The 21947-nt window shown below is 71.1% G+C and carries 21 protein-coding genes and 1 pseudogene; 11 read left to right on the top strand and 11 right to left on the bottom strand.

Translation table 11 applies throughout. From position 1 onward, the window contains the following. Positions 1-43 precede the first annotated feature (43 nt). The 3 genes from ACZ4SF_RS02870 (at position 44) to ACZ4SF_RS02880 (ending at position 2595) form a co-directional block, all read left to right on the top strand. On the top strand, positions 44-1243 hold the full coding sequence (locus tag ACZ4SF_RS02870) for a sialidase family protein (RefSeq protein ID WP_468377326.1): 1200 nt from the start codon (positions 44-46) through the stop codon (positions 1241-1243). A 66-nt stretch (positions 1244-1309) separates the two neighbouring features. Then, positions 1310-1675, top strand: coding sequence for a DoxX family protein (locus ACZ4SF_RS02875; protein ID WP_468377329.1), 366 nt, complete (start codon positions 1310-1312; stop codon positions 1673-1675). Beyond that, positions 1672-2595 carry an RNA polymerase sigma-70 factor gene (locus ACZ4SF_RS02880; RefSeq protein ID WP_468377332.1) on the top strand — a complete coding sequence of 308 codons (924 nt, stop codon included), beginning with the start codon at positions 1672-1674 and terminating at the stop codon, positions 2593-2595. The genes ACZ4SF_RS02875 and ACZ4SF_RS02880 overlap by 4 nt, the downstream gene beginning before the upstream one ends. 92 nt (positions 2596-2687) lie before the next feature. Here ACZ4SF_RS02880 and ACZ4SF_RS02885 read toward each other — a convergent pair whose 3' ends face one another. Genes ACZ4SF_RS02885 through ACZ4SF_RS02905 form a run of 5 tightly spaced genes read right to left on the bottom strand, consistent with a single transcriptional unit; the run spans position 2688 to position 9208 of the window. Next, on the bottom strand, positions 2688-3635 hold the full coding sequence (locus ACZ4SF_RS02885; RefSeq protein ID WP_468377335.1) for a dihydrodipicolinate synthase family protein: 948 nt from the start codon (positions 3633-3635) through the stop codon (positions 2688-2690). Beyond that, positions 3636-4640 (bottom strand): oligopeptide/dipeptide ABC transporter ATP-binding protein, encoded by a 1005-nt coding sequence (locus ACZ4SF_RS02890; protein ID WP_468377338.1) that lies wholly within the window; start codon positions 4638-4640, stop codon positions 3636-3638. Next, positions 4637-6613 (bottom strand): dipeptide/oligopeptide/nickel ABC transporter permease/ATP-binding protein, encoded by a 1977-nt coding sequence (locus ACZ4SF_RS02895; RefSeq protein WP_468377341.1) that lies wholly within the window; start codon positions 6611-6613, stop codon positions 4637-4639. The genes ACZ4SF_RS02890 and ACZ4SF_RS02895 overlap by 4 nt, the downstream gene beginning before the upstream one ends. Next, entirely contained in the window at positions 6613-7569 is a 957-nt protein-coding gene (locus ACZ4SF_RS02900) for an ABC transporter permease (RefSeq protein WP_468377344.1), read from the bottom strand. The genes ACZ4SF_RS02895 and ACZ4SF_RS02900 overlap by 1 nt, the downstream gene beginning before the upstream one ends. 4 nt (positions 7570-7573) lie before the next feature. Further along, positions 7574-9208, bottom strand: coding sequence for an ABC transporter substrate-binding protein (locus ACZ4SF_RS02905; RefSeq protein WP_468377347.1), 1635 nt, complete (start codon positions 9206-9208; stop codon positions 7574-7576). Between the two features lie 223 nt (positions 9209-9431). On the opposite strand from ACZ4SF_RS02905, the gene ACZ4SF_RS02910 reads away from it, so the two are divergent. After that, a complete protein-coding gene (locus ACZ4SF_RS02910; RefSeq protein WP_468378283.1) occupies positions 9432-10058 on the top strand; it encodes a hypothetical protein in 627 nt (208 codons plus the stop codon). Here ACZ4SF_RS02910 and ACZ4SF_RS02915 read toward each other — a convergent pair. Then, positions 10055-10327, bottom strand: coding sequence for a DUF397 domain-containing protein (locus tag ACZ4SF_RS02915; protein WP_468377350.1), 273 nt, complete (start codon positions 10325-10327; stop codon positions 10055-10057). The genes ACZ4SF_RS02910 and ACZ4SF_RS02915 overlap by 4 nt on opposite strands. Next, a pseudogene (locus tag ACZ4SF_RS02920) lies at positions 10309-11141 on the bottom strand (helix-turn-helix domain-containing protein). Before ACZ4SF_RS02920 ends, ACZ4SF_RS02915 begins: the two are co-directional and overlap by 19 nt. 339 nt (positions 11142-11480) lie before the next feature. Here ACZ4SF_RS02920 and ACZ4SF_RS02925 point away from each other — a divergent pair. The 6 genes from ACZ4SF_RS02925 to ACZ4SF_RS02950 all read left to right on the top strand — a co-directional run bounded on the left by ACZ4SF_RS02925 (position 11481) and on the right by ACZ4SF_RS02950 (position 16781). Beyond that, on the top strand, positions 11481-11696 hold the full coding sequence (locus tag ACZ4SF_RS02925) for a hypothetical protein (protein ID WP_468377352.1): 216 nt from the start codon (positions 11481-11483) through the stop codon (positions 11694-11696). 111 nt (positions 11697-11807) lie between these two features. Further along, a complete protein-coding gene (locus ACZ4SF_RS02930; protein ID WP_468377355.1) occupies positions 11808-12239 on the top strand; it encodes an effector-associated constant component EACC1 in 432 nt (143 codons plus the stop codon). Continuing rightward, positions 12163-13749 carry a caspase family protein gene (locus ACZ4SF_RS02935; RefSeq protein ID WP_468377357.1) on the top strand — a complete coding sequence of 529 codons (1587 nt, stop codon included), beginning with the start codon at positions 12163-12165 and terminating at the stop codon, positions 13747-13749. The genes ACZ4SF_RS02930 and ACZ4SF_RS02935 overlap by 77 nt, the downstream gene beginning before the upstream one ends. 40 nt (positions 13750-13789) lie before the next feature. Beyond that, on the top strand, positions 13790-14536 hold the full coding sequence (gene recO, locus ACZ4SF_RS02940; protein WP_014672589.1) for a DNA repair protein RecO: 747 nt from the start codon (positions 13790-13792) through the stop codon (positions 14534-14536). A 30-nt stretch (positions 14537-14566) separates the two neighbouring features. Then, positions 14567-15415: an isoprenyl transferase gene (locus tag ACZ4SF_RS02945; protein ID WP_468377361.1), complete on the top strand. Its 849-nt coding sequence runs from the start codon at positions 14567-14569 to the stop codon at positions 15413-15415. 40 nt (positions 15416-15455) lie between these two features. Beyond that, entirely contained in the window at positions 15456-16781 is a 1326-nt protein-coding gene (locus ACZ4SF_RS02950) for a histidine-type phosphatase (protein ID WP_468377364.1), read from the top strand. A gap of 290 nt (positions 16782-17071) precedes the next feature. Here the strand turns inward: ACZ4SF_RS02950 and ACZ4SF_RS02955 are convergent, their stop codons facing one another. The 4 genes from ACZ4SF_RS02955 to ACZ4SF_RS02970 form a co-directional block, all read right to left on the bottom strand. Next, positions 17072-17491, bottom strand: a complete 420-nt coding sequence (locus ACZ4SF_RS02955; RefSeq protein WP_468377367.1) for a Fur family transcriptional regulator — start codon at positions 17489-17491, stop codon at positions 17072-17074. Positions 17492-17552: 61 nt separating this feature from the next. Next, complete coding sequence (locus ACZ4SF_RS02960; protein WP_468377370.1) at positions 17553-18455, bottom strand: metal ABC transporter permease; 903 nt, start codon at positions 18453-18455, stop codon at positions 17553-17555. Then, on the bottom strand, positions 18455-19234 hold the full coding sequence (locus ACZ4SF_RS02965; protein WP_468377372.1) for a metal ABC transporter ATP-binding protein: 780 nt from the start codon (positions 19232-19234) through the stop codon (positions 18455-18457). Before ACZ4SF_RS02965 ends, ACZ4SF_RS02960 begins: the two co-directional genes overlap by 1 nt. Before the next feature lie 11 nt (positions 19235-19245). Continuing rightward, positions 19246-20226: a metal ABC transporter substrate-binding protein gene (locus ACZ4SF_RS02970; RefSeq protein WP_468377375.1), complete on the bottom strand. Its 981-nt coding sequence runs from the start codon at positions 20224-20226 to the stop codon at positions 19246-19248. 160 nt (positions 20227-20386) lie between these two features. Between ACZ4SF_RS02970 and ACZ4SF_RS02975 the strand changes: the two genes are divergently transcribed. Beyond that, a complete protein-coding gene (locus tag ACZ4SF_RS02975; RefSeq protein ID WP_468377378.1) occupies positions 20387-21769 on the top strand; it encodes a glycine--tRNA ligase in 1383 nt (460 codons plus the stop codon). Positions 21770-21947: the final 178 nt, after the last annotated feature.

Genomic DNA, 21947 nt, shown 5'->3' on the forward strand with positions numbered 1-21947 from the left:
GACGGAGTAAGAGCGCCCCGGCCGGAGCGGGGAGTATCAGGGCGTGACCCCGCGCAGCCGCTCGCTCCTCACCAGCCTGGCGCTCCTGACCTCGCTCACCGTCCGGATGCCCGCGCACGCGGCGACCGGCGCCTGTACCTCCTCCGTGCCGTACGAGTCGGGCCGCGGCGGCTACGCCACCTACCGGATCCCGGCCGTGGTCGGCACCCGGCACGGCACGGTCCTCGCCTTCGCCGAGGGCCGGCACGACGGCGCCGGCGACACCGGTGACATCGACGTCGTCCTGCGCCGCTCCGCCGACGGCGGCTGCACCTGGGGCCGGATGACCGTGGTGGCCGCCGGGCAGGGGAACACCCGGGGCAACCCGGCACCCGTGATCGAACCGCTCACCGGCACCGTCGTCCTCGTGACGTGCGGCAACAGCGGGGCCGTGACGGAGGGGCAGATCATGCGCGGCGAGGTCACCCCGGAGCAGGGCCGCCGGGTGTTCGTGCAGCGCAGCTGGGACGACGGGCGGCACTTCTCGCCGCCGCGGGAGATCACGGCCGAGGTGCGCCTGCCGGGCTGGCGGTGGTACGCCACCGGACCGGGCCACGCCGTCGCCCTCACACAGGGCCCGCACTCCCCCGCAGCGGGGACCCCCGGCCGCCTGCTGATCCCCGCCAACCACTCCGCCGCCCCGCCCCCCGGCTCCCGCGACACCGGCCAGGAGGCCAGGTACTACGGCGGCCACGTCCTGTACAGCGACGACATCGGCCGCACCTGGCACCTCGGCTTCGTGGACACCACCTACGACGGCAGGACCAACGCCAACGAGACAAGCGCCGCCCAACTCCCCCACGGCCGCGTCTACTTCAGCGCCCGCGACCAGAACGGCACCGCCCCCGGCAACCGCCTCGACACCTACTCCTCCGACGGCGGACGCACCCTCGACCGCCCCTACACCGTGCAGCCGGCCCTGAACGACGTCCCGGTGGTCCAGGGCAGCGTCCTCCAGCTCCGGGGCCCCGACGCCCCGTTGCTGTTCTCCGGGCCCTCGGTGCCCACCTCCCGCCGTGCCCTGGCCCTGTGGTCCAGCACGGACGCCGGCCGCACCTTCACCAGAGTGCTCACCCTCGGGGACCGCCCGGCCGCCTACTCCGACCTGGTCCAGCTCGGCCCCGACACGGTCGGCGTCCTCCACGAGACGGGCACCCGGGGTCCCTACGAGTCGCTGGAGTTCCGCAGGCTGCCGCTGCCCTAGATGTCACAGGCGGGGCCGCCGTCTCGTCGTACGGGGTGCAGACGAACCCCGATCAAGGAGCGGATGATGGCCCTCGTACTGTGGATCGCCGCCGGACTGCTGGCCGCAGTGGCCCTGCTCGGCGGCATCGCCAAGACGTTCGTGCCGATCGAGAGACTGGCCGCCGCGCACGGCGGGGCATGGACGGGGGACGCCGGAGCGGGCTTCGTCAGGACACTCGGTGTCCTCGAACTGCTGGCCGCGGCAGGCCTGGTACTGCCCGCCGCGCTCGGCATCGCGCCGGTCCTGGTGCCGGTGACCGCCGGGTGCTGGGTGCTGCTCATGATCGGTGCGATGATCACCCACGGCCGGCGCGGCGAGTCCGCGTTCGTGCTGCTGAACCTGGTCTATCTCGCCGTTGCGGCATTCATCGCATGGGGGAACCTCGTATGAACAGGACCGAGGAGTTCCAGGAGCTGAGGCCCCTGCTGTTCTCGATCGCCTACCGGATCCTGGGGAGTGTCAGCGAGGCCGAGGACGCCGTCCAGGAGACCTGGCTGCGCTTCGACGCCTCCCCGGCCGAACCCAGATCCGTCAAGGCCTTCCTCTCCGCCACGGTGACCCGGCTCTCGATCGACGTGCTGCGCTCGGCCCGGGTCCGCAGGGAGGAGTACGTCGGGCCCTGGTTCCCCGAGCCGCTGCTCGCCGACCCCTACGAGGATCCGGCGCGCGCCGCGGAGCTGGCCGACTCGGTGTCGATGGCGGCCCTGCTGCTGCTCGAACGGCTCAGCCCGCTGGAGCGGGCGGTGTTCGTGCTGCGGGAGGTGTTCGACTTCGGCTATCCCGAGATCGCCTCGGCGGTGGGGCGCTCGGAGCCGGCCTGCCGCCAGCTGGCGGCCCGGGCACGACAGCACATGACCACGGGCCGGCCCCGCTTCGAGGCGGACCGCTCCGCGCGGGAGGAACTGGCGTCGCGGTTCTTCGACGCCCTCCGCGAAGGTGATGTCACCGGGCTGCAGGACCTGCTCGCCGCCGATGTGTCGATGGTCGGTGACGGCGGCGGCAAGGCACCGCAGCTGGCCCGGGCCGTCATGGGCTCCGCGAACGTGGCCCGGTTGCTCGCCGCCGTCCTTCCGCGACTGGCCCTGGCCGAGGTGACGTTCGAGCGGCACGAGGTCAACGGCCAGCCGGGCGCGGTCTTCCGAGACCGGGACGGCAAGGTGCTCCACACCCTGGCGCTCGACGTGCTCGACGGTCAGGTCCAGGCGATCCGCATGGTGGTCAACCCCGACAAGCTCGGTCACATGGGCCCGGTGGCCGACGCCTGGGCGGTCCACCGGGAACTGCGGGAGTCACGCGGGAACACACGGTGAGCCGTCTCGGAACGAGCACGCGGGAACACGCGGTGACCCGTCTCGGAACGAGCACGCGGGAACACGCGGTGACCCGTCTCGAAGCGACGTCTTCAGCGCCGCTGCTCGCAGGGTCCGAGCAGCCCGGCCCCGGCCAGGAACTTGCCGACCCTCTCGACCTCCTCGCCGGACAGCGGTACCTGCGGCTCGGCCGTCACCGGGCAGTCGATGATCCCGCGCAGATGCAGCGCCGCCTTGAACGCGCCCAGCGCCGCCGAGCTGCCGCCCATCCGCGCGGGGTCCCCGACACCGGTCAGCCCGAACAGGGTGCACAGCCGCTCCTGTTCGGTCCGCGCGCCTTCCAGGTCGCCGGCCCGGCACTGCCGGTAGAGGCGGACGTAGCCGTGCGGGTCGACGTTGGCCAGGCCGGGCACGGCCCCGTCGGCGCCCAGCGCCAGCGCCGCGTCGGTGATCAGCTCGGAGCCGGTCAGCACGCTGAACCCGGGGTGCGCACGGGCGCCGGTGACGAGGCTCCGGAAGGCCGCCAGGTCCCCGCTGGAGTCCTTGATCCCGGCCAGCACCCCGTCCCCGGCGAGCCCCAGCACCAGCTCGGCGGGGAGTTTGGTGTGCACGGCGACCGGGATGTCGTAGGCGATCACCGGGACCGGGCTGGCGGCGGCGATCCGGCGGTAGTGGTGGACGATCTCCGAGGGGTGGGTGCGGGCGTAGAAGGGTGCGGTGACGACGACGGCCCCGGCGCCGGCCGCGGTGACCGCCGCGACGTGGTCCAGGACCCGAGGGGTGGTCATGTCGATGGCGCCCGCGAGGACGGGCAGCTGACCGCCGACGTGCGCGGCCACGGCCCGCACCACCTGGGTGCGCTGCGCGTCCGTCAGGAAGGCGGCCTCCGAGGTCGAGCCGAGCAGGAACAGCCCGTGCACCCCCGCCTCGACCAGATGGTCCACCAGGCGCAGCAGTGACGGCACGTCCACCTCCCGCTCCGGTGTCAGGGGGGTGCACACGGGCGGGACGACACCGGTGAGGGGGGCGGGGAAGGTCATCTAGGGCTCCGGGCGGGCTAGGTCTCGCGTCGACTGGTCCTCCCCCACAGGATGGTGACACCGGTAGCGGTGTCCCGGCTGCGACGCGGCCGAGAAGCCCGGCATCACCTGGGCGCACGTCTCGTCGGCCTTCCAGCAGCGGGTGCGGAACGGGCAGCCGCTCGGCGGGCGGGTCGCCGAGGGCACCGGGCCGCTCAGCGGGATGGGGTCGATGGGGTCCAGCAGCCCGGGCGTGGCCGAGAACAGGGCACGGGTGTACGGGTGCCGGGCGGCGTCGGTGACCCGGCCGGCCGGGGTCTCCTCCACGATCCGGCCCAGGTACATGGTGATCACCCGGTCGCTCATCCGCCGCACGGTCTGGATGTCGTGCGAGACGAACACCAGGGCCAGGCCGAGGCGTTCCTTCAGGTCGAGCAGCAGGTTGAGGATCTGTGCGCGGACCGATACGTCCAGGGCGCTGGTCGGCTCGTCGGCGACGACCAGCGCCGGGTCCAGGGCGAGCGCGCGGGCGATGGCGACGCGCTGCCGCTGGCCACCGGAGAGCTGCCCGGGCAGGGCGTCGGCCAGCGCCCGGGGGAGACCGACGAGGCCCATCAACTCCCGTACCCGCTCCTCCCGTTCCGGCCTGCTGCCGCGCTGGTGGACGTCCAGGGGGTCGCGCAGGATGCGGCGGACGGTCAGCCGGCGGTTCAGGGCGGTCGACGGGTCCTGGAAGATCATGCCGGTGCCCGCGCCGACCGCGGACCGGCGTTCGGCGGGCGGCATCGCCCACAGGTCCCGGCCCCCGAACGCCACCGTCCCGGCGACCGGCCGCTGGATGCCCACCAGCACCTTCGCCAGCGTGGACTTCCCGCACCCCGACTCGCCGACCACGCCGACCGTCTCGCCGGCCGCGACGCAGAGGTCGGCGCCGGTCAGGGCGTACACCCGGTCGCGCCGGAACAGGCCGCCGCTGCGCGCCTTGTGGACTACGTGGGCGCCGCGCACCTCCACGACAGCGGTCACTGCAGGGCCTCCCAGTTCTCCGCGGACGTCAGCTCCACCGCCGGGTGGTGGCAGGCGGCCGTGTGCACGGGGGTGCCGGTGAGGACCGGCGCGGTCGCGTGGCACACCTCGGTGGCGAGCGGGCAGCGGTCCGCGAACCGGCAGCCCGCCGGGAAGTCGGCGGGGGACGGTACGACCCCCTTGATCTGCGTCATCCGCTCCTCGGCCGACTCCAGCGAGAGCACGCTGCCGAGCAGCCCGCGCGTGTAGTGGTGGGCCGGTGCCGCGACCAGGTCGGCGGTCACCCCGGTCTCCACGATCTGCCCGCCGTACATCACCACCACCCGGTCGGTGACGTCGGCGACCAGCGCCAGGTCGTGCGAGACCAGGACCAGCGCGAAGCCCAGTTCCGCGCGCAGCCTGAGGAGCAGCTCCATGACCTGGGCCTGCACGGTGACGTCCAGGGCGGTGGTCGGTTCGTCGGCGACGATCAGCTTGGGGTCGCGGGACAGGGCCATGGCGATGAGCACGCGCTGGCGCTGCCCGCCGGACAGTTCGTGCGGATAGCTGCGCAGGGTGCGTTCCGGGTCGAGCCCGACCAGCGACAGCAGTTCCCGCGGGCTGCGGCGGCCACCGCGCCGGACGAGCTGCTTAAGCTGGGCGCGGATGGTCATGGCCGGGTTCAGGGAGGACAGGGCGTCCTGGTAGACCATGGCCATCTCGTGGCCGAGCAGCCGGCGCCGCACCCGCATGGGCTCGGCGAGCAGGTCCCGCTGGTGGAACCGCACCTGGCCGCGGACCCGGGCGTCCTTCGGCTGCAGGCCCATGACGGTGAGCGCGGTCAGTGACTTGCCGCAGCCCGACTCGCCCACCAGACCGAGGACTTCGCCGGGATACACCTCGAAGCTGACCCCGTCCACGATGTCCACGCCCCGGTGCCGGTCCGGGAAGCCGATGGCGAGGTTCTCCACGGCGAGCACCGGCTGCCCGCCGCGGTCGGGCAGCGGCCGGGCCCGGGAGCGCAGCCGCCGGGCGGCCTCGGCGAGACCGGGCAGCGGCAGCACCTTGCCGGTGCCGGGCTCCGGGGTCTCCAGCCGGTCAGCCGGCGCCCGCACCTCCCGCGGGGCGGGCGCGGCCCACGCGTCCGAGACGCCCTCGGAGAGGATGTTCAGCGACAGCACGGTGAGCAGGATCAGCAGCCCGGGGAAGACGGTCGCCCACCAGCCGCCGGTCAGCACCATGTTCTTGCCGTCGGCGATGACACTGCCCCAGGAGGGGTCCGGAGGCCGGACGCCCGCGCCGATGAAGGACAGCGAGGCCTCGAAGACGATGGCCTCGGCGACCTGGACCGTGCAGAACACCAGCACCGGGGCGGCACAGTTGACGGCCACGTGCCGCAGCACGATGTGCGGGGTGCGGGCGCCGATGACCCGCTCCGCGGTGACGTAGTCCTCGCCGTACTGGTCCAGCACATTGGCCCGCACGACCCGGGCCACCGGCGGCGTGAACAGGAAGGCGATCGCACAGATCAGCACGCCGATCCCGCCGCCGAACACGGCGACCAGCACGGCGGCGAGCGCGATGCCCGGGAACGCCATCACCACGTCCAGGCAGCGCATCAGGGTCTCGTCGACGGCCTTGCGGGAGGTGGCGGCGAGCGCCCCGACGACGGCCCCGACGACGAGCGCCAGCGCGGTCGCGCCCAGTCCGATCGCGAGCGACCACCGGGCGCCGTACATCAGCCGGCTGAGGATGTCCCGGCCCAGGCTGTCCTGCCCCATCCAGTGCGCGGCGGACGGCGCCCCCGTGCCGCCGGCCGGGTCCTGCTGGTCGAGCGGATCGTCCGGGGCCAGCACGGGGGCGAGTACGGCGACCAGGACGACCAGGGCCAGGAAGCAGACGGCGACCTTGGACAGCAGCGGCAGCCGGCGCCGGCCGCGCAGCCGGACGCCGGGCCGGGAGAGCCGCTCGGTGAGGCTCGCGCGCGTGACCATCAGGCAGCCCTCAGTCGTGGGTTGACCAGCAGATACAGGATGTCGATGACGAGGTTGACGACGACGAACCCGGTGGCGGTGGTGAGGACGACGCCCTGCACGACCGCCGGGTCGCCGTTCTGCACGGCATCGATCATCAGCTTCCCCATGCCGGGCAGCGAGAAGATCGTCTCGATGACGACCGCACCGCCGAGCAGGTAGCCGACCCGCAGGCCCAGCACGGTCAGCGGATTGACCAGGGCGTTGCGCAGGACGTTCCGGCCGACCACCACCCGCGGCGGCAGCCCGCTCCCGATCGCCGTCCGGACGTAGTCCTTGTCCAGCTCCTCCACCACCGAGGTCCGCACGATCCGGGTCAGCTGGGCGGCGACCGGCAGGGACAGGGCGAAGGCGGGCAGGGCCATGGTCTTCAGCCAGCCGGTGACCGAGTCGGCGGGGTTGATGTAGCCGCCGGTCGGGAACCAGCCCTGGTCCACGGCCAGGTACTGGATCATCAGCAGCGCCAGCCAGAACCCGGGCGCGGCGACCCCGACCAGCGAGACGACCCGGATGGCCTGGTCCGGCAGCCGGTCCCGGTACACGGCCGCCGTGACCCCGCCTGCCAGAGCCAGCACGACCGCGATGGTGAGGCCGAGGAAGGTCAGCTGGAGGGTGAGCGGCAGGGCGGTGGTGACCTGGTCGACCACCGGCGCGCGGGTCAGGGCGCTGGTGCCGAGGTCGCCGTGGAGCACGTCGCCGACGAAGTGGACGTAGCGCACCGGCAGGGGGTCCAGCAGCCCGTTGCGCTCCCGGAAGTCGTGCAGCTGCTGCGGGGTCGGGTTGGCGCCCTGGAAGAACGCGGAGGCGGGGTCGACGTCCGAGAACCGCATCACCAGGAACACGAACAGCACGATGCCGAGGAGCAGCGGCACGAGCAGGGCGATGCGGCGGAGCAGGATCCGTACGACGGCGGTCATGCCGTCAGATCCACTTGGCCTGGAGGAGATTGACACCGGGGTACGGCTGTGCCCTTATCCCGCTGAGCTTGCGTGCGTCCCAGGCGGTCATCAGCTCGTTGTGGACGACCGGGTAGAGCACGGCCTGCTCCGCGACGACGTCGATGTAGTCCTGGATCATCGCCTTCTTCTTCGCGGGATCCGGTTCCCGGGTCGCCCGGTCCATGTCCTTGAAGAGCTGCCTGGCGACGGGGTCTGCGGCCCACCGGGTGTACTGCATCCACAGGTTCTGCGGGCCGTAGTTGTAGTGCATGATCAGGTCGGCGTCGAGCCCGAACTGGTTGGGGTTGGAGGCCGCCGCCACCACCTGGTAGTCCTGCTTCTGGTCCATCTTGGTGAAGACGGCCGTGGTCTCCTGCGGCGCCAGGGTGGTCTGCACGCCGATCGCGTCCCACGAGGCCTTGACGGTCGGCAGACAGTCGACGATCCAGCTGACGTTGACCGCGAGGATCTCGACCTTCAGGTTCTTCACCCCGGCGGCCTTCAGCAGTGCCTTCGCCTTCGCCGGGTCGTGGTCGTACACGGTCCTGGCCCGGCGGTAGCCCGGATTGTCCTCGTTGAGGAACGAGGACGCGGGCTTGCCGTGGCCCTTGAGTGCGACCTGCACCATCTTCTCGCTGTCGATGGCGTAGTGCAGCGCCTGCCGCACGCGTACGTCGTCGAAGGGCTTGTGCCGGGTGTTGAACATCAGGAACAGGTTGTTCATCCCGGCGCCGCCGGCGACCTCCAGGCCGCCCTGCTCCAGCCGGGGGATGTTGGCGTAGGGGATGTTGTCGGCGATCTGCGCGCCGGCACCGGTTCCGGAGATCTTCGCGACGCGCGGCGCCGCGTCCACGATGGTCAGCCAGTTCATCCTGCGGAAGGCGGGCTTGCGCGGGCCGTTGTAGGCGGCGAACGCCTCGAAGGTGGTGTTCGACTTCGGGTGGTGCGCGGCCTGGCGGTACGGCCCCGAGCCCACGGCCAGCCCCTTGATCGCATCGTCCCAGGCACCGGGCTTCGAGAACACGTGCTTCGGCATGATCTTGGCGAGGGTGAGCCGGGAGAGCCCCTCCGGGAACGGGAACTTGAGCTTCAGCTCGACGGTCCGCGCGTCGACCTTCCGCACGGACTCGAGCCAGGAGACGAAGAAGCCCTTGACGAGGGTCTGCGTCTTCGGGTCCAGGATCCTGTCGAAGACGAACACGACGTCGTCGGCGGTGACGGGCTTGCCGTCGTGGAAGGTGGCCCCGGAGCGGAGCGTGAACCGCCAGGTGGTGGCGTTCGGGTCCTTCGGCACCTCGGTGCCCAGCGCCGGATACGCCGCCCGGGTGATCGGGTCGGTGTCCAGCAGGCCCTCGTAGACGTGGTTGTTGGCGGCCATCGCGAACGCCGACGCGGTCTGGGTCGGGTCCCAGCTGCCGTCGTTGCCGTAGCCGATCACGGCGGTCAGTGTCCGGTCCTTGCCGGTGCCGCCGTCCCCGGTGTCGTTCGTGGACTCCGGGCCTGCGGAACAGCCCGCCAGCGCGGCCGGGAGGGCGGTGGCCGCGCCCAGCACACCGGTGTACTTCAGGAACGACCGGCGGCGCGGTGCCGGTACGTCGGGGGTCACGTCGTCGCGCACGGGTCCTCCAGCAAGTCGGTGGGGGGAGGGGGTGGGAGATACGACGTCCTACGTCCTACGTCCGGTCGGTAGCGCGACCATAGGAGGGCCCCCGGGGGCGGTCAAGACGGCACACACGAATGGCCGAGCCGCCACAGGTCGCACCAATGACGCCGACATGCGAGCGCCGGACCTGGCCCTGACGATGATGAGCAACAGGATCATCGACCCTTTGGACGGCCCCATGTCCGTGACCCGAATCGACGGTTCCCGAAGAGCCGGACGCCGGATCGCCCTGGTCGGCGCTCTCGGCGGCCTCCTCCTCGCCGGCTGCGCCGACGGAAGCAGCCAGGATGGACGTACCTCGGCCTCGGCCAGCGGTCCCGGTACGCCGAACGCCTCGTCCTTCTCGGGGCAGCCGCCGTCGGCGCTGGAGTCCGCGGCGTCCGCGGCGATCAGCTCCGCCCAGGCCGCAGCCTCCGCGGCGGCGCAGTCCGCCTCGGCCCGCGCCTCCGAGTTCGCGGCCTCGGTGGATGCCGAGACGCACCGCAGAAGCGCGACGGCGGAGAAGGAACTGAAGAACGTCGAGGGCCGGGGCAACGCGCTCTCCGAGGTCGGCATGACCGGGATGCCCAGAGCCCAGACCGGCGGAGTGCTCGCCGTCCTGGTCACGATCACCAACAAGACCCGTGAGGAAGCGTCCTACGCCGTGCAGATCGACTTCAAGGACGCCTCCGGCAAGGTGGTGGAGACGCGGTACGTCGGCGCGGAGCACCTGAAGCCGGGGCGCAAGGAACAGCCCATCGCGTTCAGCCACCAGCCACCGGAGCCGAGGCTGACGCCGGTCCTCGCGAAGGCCCAGCGGTACTAGCGCCCCACGGCGCGGACGAACTCCGTCCAGGCGGCGGCCCCGATCACGAGCACGGCACCGTCGGCCACCTTGCTGTCCCGGACGGGCACGACACCGGGGACTCCGTCGGCGACCTCGACGCAGTCCTCCCCGCCGCTGCCGCCGCTGTAGGTGCTCCTGCGCCAGGCGGCGCCGGGGAAGTCGTGGCCGACCTCGACGCAGCTGCCGCCCTCGCCGTTGCTGTAAGTGCTCTTGAACCAGCTGGCGTTGCTCAGGTCGTACTGGTGCATCGTCTGTGATCCTCAGCCGCCGACTCGACCAGGGAGAGGGACGCCTCCGGCGACAGCGCGGCGCCCCTGAGCAGATCGTATGCGCGCGCTGCCCGCTTCACCACAGCCGGATCATCCATCAACATTCCCGAAAACGACGTCTCTGTATAGGCGACCGGCGGCGCGTCCTCGAAGTCCATCAGCTGGAGCAGCCCGTTCACCGTTCCGTATGCTCCGGCCGCGTACGGCATCACCGTCACCCACACCGTCCGCTCGCGCATCAGCCCGGCGATCTGGTCCAGTTGGGCGGCCATGGCCTGCGGGCCGCCCACCGGGACGCGCAGTGCGTTCTCGTGCAGGATCACCCAGTACTCGGCCTTGTAGCGTCCTTGAGGATCCGCCCTCGCTCCATCCTGGCCGTGACGATCTCCTCTACGTACTCGTCCGTCACGAACGGGTTGGCCGCAATGGTCACCGCCTCCGCGTACGCCTTGGTCTGCAACAGACCCGGCACCGCGGTGGGCGCGAACTCGCAGATCTTCGTGGCGACCCGCTCCAGCTCCACGACCTCCGCGAAGTACTCCGCATACCGTCGGTCGTCAATCAACTTCCTGCACAGGCGCTCGAAAATACCGTCGGTTTGCAGGACTTCGTCGATCCGCTGGGCGATATCCAGCTGAGGTTTTCGAATTGCCTGCTCGAACTGTCCGATGTAGGCACCGGAGACGAACACCCGCGCCCCCAGCTCCACCTGCGTGATTCCCGCATCTTCCCGGCGCCTCTTCAGCTCCGTGCCGAAGAACTCCCAGACCGCCTGCCGTGAACCGCTGGCCATAGCCAACCCCCTTTACCAGCCATGCACTTGTAGGGCGCAGACAGCTGCCGAGTGTAGAGGCGGAGCGTCACTCTTGGTGCACGAAGAGTGAAACTCGGAAAGGAAGGGGAGCAGGGTGAAGGCGCGACGTAGCACCCACGCGGCGCTGTGTGTCGAAGAGGCGGAGGAGACCTTGAAGGAATTGCGGTCGGCGCTCGGAAAAGCCGGAGTCGTTCTCCCGTCGCTGGGGCTCGATCCGGTGAGCCTCGCGAGGGAGGCGCCCTGCCCGCTCGTGGAATTGGGGCGCTGTTCCGTGGCGACCGCGCGCCGGCTCGCTGTGGTGCTCGCGGGGGTGGCGCGGTGAAGCCTGCCGTCGGCAGCCATGTGATGGACACCGACACCGGCAGGGTCGGCATCGTCATGGGGCACGAGGGGCCGTACGTGCAGCTGAGACCGTACGGCGGAGGGCGGGAGTGGGACGCCGAGCCGGGCGCGCTGCGCAGTGCCACCGACGCCGAGCGGCTGAGCGCGGCGACCGCGCACGCCAACGCCCGCAGCCGCGGAGAGGCGCTCTGACCCTTCTGTGCCCGCAGTCGCTCCATGGTGCCAGATTTCAAGACATGGGCGCCGAGTGCGCCCTACCCTGGGCCGGTCGCGGACGTTCGCGGCCAAGAGGGGGGTCCTCACATGGAGTTACGAATCAGAGTTGCGCGGATCCGGCCGTCCGGTGACGGCTCGACCGGCGAGCGGGCAGACACCGAGGGGTGGACGGAGTCGTTCGCCGAGTGGATGACCGAGGACCGCAGGCTGGGCCGGTCCGTCCGCGAGCGGCAGGAGCGGGTCTCGCCCGGCGACGGCGGGATGTCACCGGACCCGGTGGCGTGGATCAGCCTCGCCGTCGCCTCCGCCTCGCTGCTCACCGACCTGATCGGCCTGTTCGGTGACTTCCGCGCCTCGCTGCCCCGCCGGGAACAGCAGTCCGCGGGACTGGTGGTGGAACGCGGGGGCACGCGCGTCACCGTGCACGGGGAGACGGCGGAGGATGCCGCCCGCGCGGCACGGGAGCTGGGCCTGCTGCCGGGGGACGACGGGGAGGCGCCCGGCCGTGCCGCTTCCTGACCCGTCACGAAGCCACGCCGTCCTCATCGGCGTGCACGACTACCGTCACCTGGCTCCCCTCCCGGGTGTGGAAGCAGGCGTCAGCAGACTGGCCGAGCTGCTGCGCGACCCGACGGTCTGGGGCCTGCCCCATGGCAATGTCACCGTTCTCCCCGGTGACGCCTCCGCCGACGACGTCCTCAGGGCGGTGCGCGGCGCCGGGCGCGCGGCGACCGACACGCTTCTCGTCTACTTCGCGGGGCACGGACAGCGGGAACCCAGAAGCGAGCAGCTGTACCTGGCGCTGGCCGACGCCGACAGGTACGACGTGACGATCGGGGCGCTGCCGGAACGCGAACTGCGCCGCATGGTCAGGCGGGAGGGGCGGTACGCACGCCGTCACATCACGCTCATCGACTCCTGCTACAGCGGCCTGGCCATCCCCATGGGCGGCTCCGCGGCCGTCCTGGCACGCCCGGACCAGGTCCGGCTGCTGGTCGAGCCGAGGGCGGGGGACGCCCGCGGCCCGGACGACGGCGAGGACTTCGGCGGCTATGTGCTGACGTCGGCGTCGGGCACCCAGCGCTCGTTCACCCTGCCCGGTGGCTACCCGGAGTTCACCGGTGCGCTGATCGAGGTCCTCGAGAAGGGCATCGCCGGGGCGGGCCCCACGCTGAGCGTCCCCCGCGTCTGGCTGCGCGTCCGGGAGCAGCGAGCCAGAGCCACGCCCCAGCTGAACGGGCTCAACATCGCGGAGGACGAACCCTGGGTCCGCAACCGCGCCCACGAGGCAGGGCGGGACGCCGTGCCGCCCCGGCCCGTCGTCCGCGCCGAAACGGCCCCGGCGTCCCCTGTGGCCGCCCCCGCCGCGGGCTTCCCGTTCGACACCGTCCAGGGCGGCGGATACCGGATCAGGGCGGTCAAGGAGCAGCTGGACGACGTCCTCGCGAAGGTGAGGGATCCCCGCCGCGGATGGCAGGCCCAGTCACCCCATTTCCGCACCGTGTCCGGCAGGTGGTTCTGGGGGTACGACACGCGGCAGGTCGACGCCCACATCGAGCGGCAGCGCGCCGAGCCCACGGAGCCGGCCGATGCCCTTCGCCTGCTGCTGGCGCGTCAGGGCATCACCGTCGTACCCGGCGCCGAAGGCAGCAGCCGGGTGAGGGAGAAATGCGGTGTCCTCGGAACGGAGCCGCTGATCGGGCATCACCCGTCCCGCTTCGCCAAGTCGGGGACGATCGCCTTCACGGACACCCACCTGTGTCTGTACTCCTCCGACCTGCTGAGGATCCCCTACTCCGCGCTGGACAGCATGGTCGTGGACACCTCGTACAAGGAGGTCGACACCGGTGTCGTCAATGATCAGGCCGTGATCCTGGACAAGACCTGGGTCGGCGTCACCCAGGTCACCTTCGGACACCGCACCCTGAGGTTCACAGGGGGACGCCCGGAGCCGGTACAGGCGGCACTGTGCGCCTTCCGGCCGGCGATGGCCGATCTGCGCAGGCGCCACCCCGAGTGGTTCCGTTAGGCGGCCCGAGCGCCCCTTCGGCATGGGCGAGAATGGTGCCATGAGTCTGTTCCGCGACGACGGCATCGTGCTGCGCACCCAGAAGCTGGGTGAGGCGGACCGGATCATCACCCTGCTCACGCGCGGTCACGGGCGGGTACGGGCCGTGGCGCGCGGGGTGCGGCGCACCAAGTCGAAGTTCGGGGCCCGGCTGGAGCCCTTCTCCCACGTCGACGTGCAGTTCTTCGCGCGCGGGAGCGAGCTGGTCGGGCGCGGACTGCCGCTGTGCACACAGAGCGAGACCATCGCTCCGTACGGTGGCGGGATCGTCACCGACTACGCGCGGTACACCGCCGGGACCGCCATGCTGGAGACGGCCGAGCGGTTCACGGACCACGAGGGCGAGCCGGCCGTCCAGCAGTACCTGCTGCTGGTCGGGGCCCTGCGCACGCTCGCCCGCGGGGAGCACGCACCCCACCTCGTCCTCGACGCCTTCCTGCTGCGCTCCCTCGCCGTGAACGGGTACGCGCCCAGCTTCGGCGACTGCGCGAAGTGCGGGATGCCCGGTCCGAACCGGTTCTTCTCGGTCGCCTCCGGCGGCTCCGTCTGCGTCGACTGCCGGGTGCCCGGCAGCGTCGTACCGTCCCCGCAGACCCTGGTACTGCTGGGCGCGCTGCTTACGGGAGACTGGGAGACGGCGGACGCGTGCGAGGCGCGGTACGTCCGCGAGGGCAGCGGGCTGGTGTCCGCCTACCTGCACTGGCATCTGGAGCGCGGGCTGCGCTCCCTGCGGTACGTAGAGAAGTAAGCACGGCACGGTCGAGGAGACGAGAAGGACATGGTCGTACGCGGGATCCTGGGGCGCCAGCGGCGCGAGTACAAGGCGCCGGAGCCGCATCCGTCCGGTGCCCGCGCACCCAAGCTCCCGGGCGAGCTGGTGCCGAACCACGTCGCGATCGTCATGGACGGCAACGGGCGGTGGGCGAAGGAGCGCGGCCTGCCCCGTACCGAGGGCCACAAGGTCGGTGCCGAGCGGGTGCTGGACGTCCTCCAGGGCTCGATCGAGATGGGTGTGCGCAACATCTCGCTGTACGCCTTCTCCACCGAGAACTGGAAGCGGTCGCCCGACGAGGTCCGCTTCCTGATGAACTTCAACCGCGACTTCATCCGCAAGACCCGCGACCAGCTCGACGAACTCGGCATCCGGGTGCGCTGGGTGGGCCGCATGCCCAAGCTGTGGAAGTCGGTCGCCAAGGAGCTGCAGATCGCCCAGGAGCAGACCAAGGGCAACGACCTGCTCACCCTGTACTTCTGCATGAACTACGGCGGCCGTGCCGAGCTCGCCGACGCGGCACAGGCCATCGCCGAGGACGTGAAGGCGGGCCGGCTCGACCCGTCCAAGGTCTCCGAGAAGACCATCCAGAAGTACCTGTACTACCCGGACATGCCGGACGTGGACCTGTTCCTGCGCCCCAGCGGGGAGCAGCGCACCTCCAACTACCTGCTCTGGCAGAGCGCGTACGCCGAGATGGTCTTCCAGGACGTGCTGTGGCCCGACTTCGACCGCCGTGACCTGTGGCGGGCCTGCATGGAGTTCGCCTCCCGGGACCGGCGGTTCGGCGGGGCGGTCCCGAACGAGGAACTGCTCGCGATGGAGGCCGCGATGAAGGGCAAGTCCACCTCGTAGCCATCGCGGGTTCACGCGGGGCGCCGAGTATGCGGGACTCATGAGACGTCTGACCCCTGTCCTCGCCCTCGGCGCCCTGCTGCTCACCGCGCTGCCCGCGCACGCGGCCGACGGCCCCGCGCACCGCGAGAGCTACGGCACCAAGGCGCCGTACGCGCCCCAGCAGCACCCGCACGGCTACCAGAAGGTCCCGGCGGGCTTCGTTCCCGTCTTCACCGAGAACGTCTCCCGGCACGGGTCGCGCTCGGCCACCGACAGCGAGGACGGGGACCTGATCCTCGCGCTGTGGGACAAGGCCGTGGCGGACGGCGAACTCACCCGGCGTGGCGAGGAGTTCGGGCCGAAGGTCCGCGCCCTGCAGGCCGCCATGGCGAAGGTCGGCTACGGCAACCTCAGCGGGCGCGGCAAGCAGGAGATGGCGGACACGGCCGTACGCATGGAGCGGCGGCTGCCGTCGCTGTTCGAGAAGATCGCCGACGACGGGCAGAAGATCGACGTCGTCAGCTCCGGGCAGGGGCGGGCCGTGGACAGCGGCAACGTGTTCGCGGGCGCCCTCGCCGAGGCCGAGCCCGAGCTGGAGCCGCTGATCGGGCCGACCCGCACCGACAAGGACCTGCTGTACTTCCACAAGGCGGCGGGCGGTGCCGCGTACCGCGACTACATCGAGAACGACCAGCGCCTCAAGGACACCCTGAAGGGCATCACCGATCAGCCCCGGACGCAGCGGGCCGCGCACAGCGTGCTGCGCCGGATCTTCACGGAGTCCTTCGTCGCACAGATCCCCGACCAGGCCGGCGCCGCCCAGGCCGTCTACAACCTGTACGCCATCGCCCCCGCGATGACCGAGGAGAGCCCCGAGGGCGCGGGCTGGGGGATGGAACGCTTCATCTCCCGCAAGGACGCGGCCTGGTTCGGCTACCTGTCCGACGCCGAGGACTTCTACGAGAAGGGCCCCGGCTTCGCGGACAGCGACATCACCTACAAGATGGCGGGCGTTCTGCTCGACGACCTCTTCCAGCAGGTCGAGGCCAAGCGGGCCGGCACCAGCGGCCTCGGCGCCGAACTCCGCTTCACCCACGCCGAGGAGATCATCCCGCTGGCCGCGCTGATGGGCCTGCCGGGCAGCACGCGGCCGGCGACGCCGGGTGAGCCGTACACCTACGCCGACAACACCTGGCGAGGGTCCTCGGTGGCACCCCTCGGCGCGAACATCCAGTGGGACGTCTTCAAGAAGGGCAACCGCTACCTGGTCCGCATGCTCTACAACGAGAAGGAGACGGCCTTCAAGGCAGGCTGCCGCCCCCTCACCAAGGGCAGCGCCTTCTACGACCTGGACGAACTGGAGCGCTGCTTCGGCCGGGCCTGACCTGGAGCGGAGCCGGAGCTGGGGATCGGGGCTGCAGGGGTGGGGCCGGGGGCTTGCCCGCGCCGGCGGGGTGCCGCTGCGCCCACCCGTGCCGCCCCAGCGGCACGACTGCCCGCAGCGGCGGCGGTGCCTCGAAGCGGACGGCGCTGCAGTTCCCCAGGGGCGCGGGGAACTGCGCGACCGGCCACGACGGACCCGCACCGGGCGACGGCGGCCGGCGCCGTGAAGGGGCGCGGGGAACTGCGCGACGGGCCACGGCGCACCCGCAGCCGGCCCGCAGCCGTACGGCGCTAACCGGCCGGGCTCTCCGCGCAGTCGGAACACGTGCCGAAGATCTCCACCGTGTGGGCCACGTTGACGTAGCCGTGCTCCGCGGCGATGGCCTCCGCCCACGTCTCGACGGCCGGGCCCTCCACCTCCACCGCCTTGCCGCAGGCGCGGCAGACCAGGTGGTGGTGATGGTCGCCGGTGGAGCAGCGGCGGTAGACGGACTCCCCGTCGGACGTGCGCAGGACGTCGACCTCACCGGCCTCGGCGAGGGACTGGAGCGTGCGGTAGACCGTGGTGAGCCCGACCGAGTCGCCCTTGTGCTTGAGCATGTCGTGCAGTTCCTGCGCGCTGCGGAACTCCTCGACCTCGTCCAGGGCCGCCGCCACGGCTGCACGCTGGCGGGTCGCGCGGCCCTTCACGGGCGGTCCAGCGGTCGTCACCGGTTGCCTCCTCACGTCTCGCTACTGCCCGGGCCATTGTGCCAGCCCGGACTGTGAGCGGTCAGACGCCGACCTCGTCCCCGGCCCCGCGCGAGGCCGGAATCGAGCACTCCGCCGGATCCCCGGCAGGCTGTGCCGCGACCGCCGCGCGGGCGCGTCGCCGGGCCAGCGGAGCGGCCAGAGCCGTCAGCGCGATGAACGCGCCGATCGTCAGCAGGACGATCGTGGCTCCGGGCGGGACGTCCTGGTAGTAGGACGTGATCGTGCCGCTGACGGTCACGGCCACCCCGATCGCCACCGCGATCACGAACGTCACGGCGAAACTGCGGGTGAGCTGCTGCGCCGCCGCCACCGGCACGACCATCAGCGCGGACACCAGCAGCAGACCCACGACCCGCATGGCGACCGTCACCGTCACGGCCGCGGTGACCGCCGTCAGCAGGTTCAGGGCGCGCACCGGCAGCCCCGTGACCCGCGCGAACTCCTCGTCCTGGCTGACCGCGAACAGCTGCCGGCGCAGGCCCAGCGTGACCAGCAGCACGAAGGCGGCCAGGACACAGATCGCGGTCACGTCGGACTCGGACACCGTCGAGAGCGAGCCGAACAGGTACGACGTCAGGTTGGCGTTGGAGCCGCCCGGCGCGAGGTTGATCAGCATCACACCGCCGGCCATGCCGCCGTAGAAGAGCATGGCGAGCGCGATGTCGCCGCGCGTCCTGCCGTACCAGCGGATCAGTTCCATCAGGACCGCACCGAGCACGGAGACGGCCGTCGCCATCCACACCGGGGACGTGGACAGCAGGAAGCCGAGGCCGACGCCCGTCATGGCCACGTGGCCGATGCCGTCGCCCAGCAGGGCCTGGCGGCGCTGGACCAGGTAGATGCCGACCGCGGGGGCGGTGATGCCGACCAGGACGGCCGCGAGCAGCGCCCGCCGCATGAATTCGTAGTCGAGGATGTCCATCAGCTCAGCAGTCCCGTGCGGATCGGTTCGGCGCCCGCCGGTGCGTGCGGGTGTACGTGGTCGTGGCCGGGCAGTGCGTGCTGGCCGACCGCCTGCGGGGGTGGGCCGTCGTGCAGCACGCAGCCGTCGCGCAGGACGACCGCCCGGTCGATCAGGGGCTCCAGCGGGCCCAGTTCGTGCAGCACCAGCAGGACCGTCGTACCGGCCTCGACCTGCTGCCGCAGGGTCCGCGCGAGCACCTCCTGGCTGCCCAGGTCGACGCCCGCCATCGGCTCGTCCATGATCAGCAGCTCGGGCTCGGCGACCAGCGCGCGGGCGATCAGCACCCGCTGGTGCTGGCCGCCGGAGAGCGCGTCCACCGAGTCCTTGGCCCGGTCGGCCATGCCGACCAGCTGCAGGGCCCGGTGCACGGCCTCCCGGTCCGCCTTGCGGAAGACGCCGAAGCGGGTGCGGGACAGACGGCCCGAGGAGACGATCTCGGTCACCGTCGCCGGGACCCCGCCCGCGGCCGTCGTGCGCTGCGGTACGTAGCCCACGCGCGCCCAGTCCCTGAAGGACCGGCGCGGGGTGCCGAACAACTCGATCGTGCCCCCGCTCACCGGCACCTGGCCGATGATCGAGCGGATCGCCGTGGACTTGCCGGAGCCGTTGGCGCCGAGCAGCGCGACGACCTCGCCGCGGCCGACGGTGAGATCGATGCCCCGCAGCACGGGACGGGCGCCGAGTTCGGCGGTCACCCCGCGCAGGGATATGACAGGCTCACTGATCTCGTGGGTCATCTCGTCTCCCGTCACTTGGCGCCCAGGGCCTGCTGGAGTGCCTTGAGGTTGGCCTCCTGGACGGCGAAGTAGTCCCTGCCACGGGACCTGTCGGTGATGCCCTCGATCGGGTCGAGGACGTCTGTCTTCAGGCCCGTGTCGTGCGCGATGGTCTTCGCGGTCTTGTCGCTCACGAGCGTCTCGTAGAAGACGGTGCTGACGCCGTCGGCCTCGGCCATCTTCTCCAGGTCCCTGACCCGGGCGGCGCTCGGCTCCGACTCGGGGTCGAGGCCGCTCACCGCCTCCTCGGTGAGGCCGTAGCGCTCGGCGAGGTAGCCGAAGGCGGCGTGCGTGGTGATGAAGACCTTGTTCCGGGTGTGCGCGAGGCTCTGCTGGAACGCGAAGTTCAGCGCGTCCAGCTTCCCGGCCAGCGCCGCGGTGTTCTTCCGGTAGTCGGCCGCGTGCTCGGGGTCGGCCTTCGCGAAGGCCTCGCCGACGCCCGCGGCGACCTGGCCGTACTTCACCGGGTCGAGCCAGATGTGCGGGTCCGCGCCCTCCTCCTCCCCGTGCTCGTGGCCGTCGTGCTCGGCCGCGTGGCCGCCGACCTCGGTGCCGTGGTCCTCCAGTGTGGTCAGCGAGGCCGCGTCGATCTTGGTCTTGACCGGGGACTGGGCCACCGCGTTGTCGACGGAGGGCTGCAGGCCCTTCAGGTACAGGACCGCCTCGGACTTCTCCATCGAGGCGATCTGCTGCGGGCTGATCTCCAGGTCGTGCGGCTCCTGGCCAGGGGAGGTGAGGGTGGTGACGTGGACGTGTTTCCCGCCGATCTGCTCGGCGAGGAAGGCCATCGGGTAGAACGACGCGACGACGTCGAACTTGCTCGTGCCGGCCGCGGCGGCCGTGTCGCCGGAGCAGGCGGAGAGCATGCCGATCCCGAGGCTGGTGGCCGCGGCGACCGCGGCGGCGGGTATGAGGCGCCGCGCGCGGGGCCGGGTGGGTCGTCGTACGTTCATGACAGTCATTTTCAACAAATATGGAAACCGTTGTCAACAACGCTCATCAGGTGGTCTGAGCGGGGGCCGATTTGGTTGTGGGGGAGCCTGCGCCGGTAACCTGAATCATTCGCTGGAAGCATCTCGCTTCAACGCCCGTCGTCGTAATGAAGAGAGCACCGTGGCCGCCGACAAGATCGACACCATCGTCAGCCTGAGCAAGCGCCGTGGCTTCGTTTTCCCGTGCAGTGAGATCTACGGCGGACAGCGTGCCGCCTGGGACTACGGACCGCTGGGTGTCGAGCTCAAGGAGAACATCAAGCGTCAGTGGTGGCGCTACATGGTGACGTCGCGCGAGGACGTGGTCGGTATCGACTCGTCCGTCATCCTGGCCTCCGAGGTCTGGGTCGCATCCGGCCACGTCGCCACGTTCACGGACCCGCTGACCGAGTGCACCGCGTGTCACAAGCGGTTCCGCGCCGACCATCTGGAAGAGGCGTACGAGGAGAAGAAGGGCCACGCCCCGGCGAACGGCCTGGCCGACATCAACTGCCCGAACTGCGGCAACAAGGGCCAGTTCACCGAGCCCAAGCAGTTCTCCGGCCTCCTCTCCACCCACCTCGGCCCGACCCAGGACTCCGGCTCCGTCGCCTACCTGCGTCCCGAGACCGCCCAGGGCATCTTCACCAACTTCGCCCAGGTCCAGACCACCTCGCGCCGCAAGCCGCCGTTCGGCATCGCCCAGATGGGCAAGTCGTTCCGCAACGAGATCACGCCGGGCAACTTCATCTTCCGCACCCGCGAGTTCGAGCAGATGGAGATGGAGTTCTTCGTCAAGCCGGGCGAGGACGAGCAGTGGCAGGAATACTGGATGGAGCAGCGCTGGAACTGGTACCGGGGCCTGGGTCTCCGTGAGGAGAACATGCGCTGGTACGAGCACCCGAAGGAGAAGCTCTCCCACTACTCCAAGCGCACCGCCGACATCGAGTACCGCTTCCGGTTCGGCGGCAGCGAGTGGGGCGAGCTGGAGGGTGTCGCGAACCGGACGGACTACGACCTCGGTGCGCACTCGAAGGCTTCGGGCCAGGACCTGTCCTACTTCGACCAGGAGGCCGGCGAGCGCTGGACCCCGTACGTCATCGAGCCCGCGGCCGGTGTCGGCCGCACCATGCTGGCCTTCCTGCTCGACGCCTACGTCGAGGACGAGGCGCCGAACGCCAAGGGCAAGATGGAGAAGCGGACCGTGCTGCGGCTGGACCACCGCCTCGCCCCGGTGAAGGTGGCCGTCCTCCCGCTGTCCCGCAACCCGGAGCTGTCCCCGAAGGCCAAGGGTCTCGCCCAGGCGCTGCGGCAGAACTGGAACATCGAGTTCGACGACGCCGGTGCGATCGGGCGTCGCTACCGTCGGCAGGACGAGATCGGTACGCCGTACTGTGTGACCGTCGACTTCGACACGCTCGAGGACAATGCGGTGACCGTGCGCGAGCGGGACTCGATGAAGCAGGAGCGGGTGTCTCTCGACCAGATCGAGGGGTACCTGGCCGGGCGCCTGCTGGGCTGCTGACGCCGGCTGCCGGAGCCGTACCAGGGGGCTCCGCCCCCTGGACCCCCGAAAACCCCGCCCACCCACCACCCGACTCGATCGGCTGGTGGGTGGGCGTTCTGGTGGGCTCGGTCGGCCGTATCTCGCCTGCCCGTCACCGGACTCGGTCGGTTGGGCCGGTTGCATCTCGCCTGCCCGT

Source organism: Streptomyces sp. NPDC027663 (assembly GCF_055566415.1).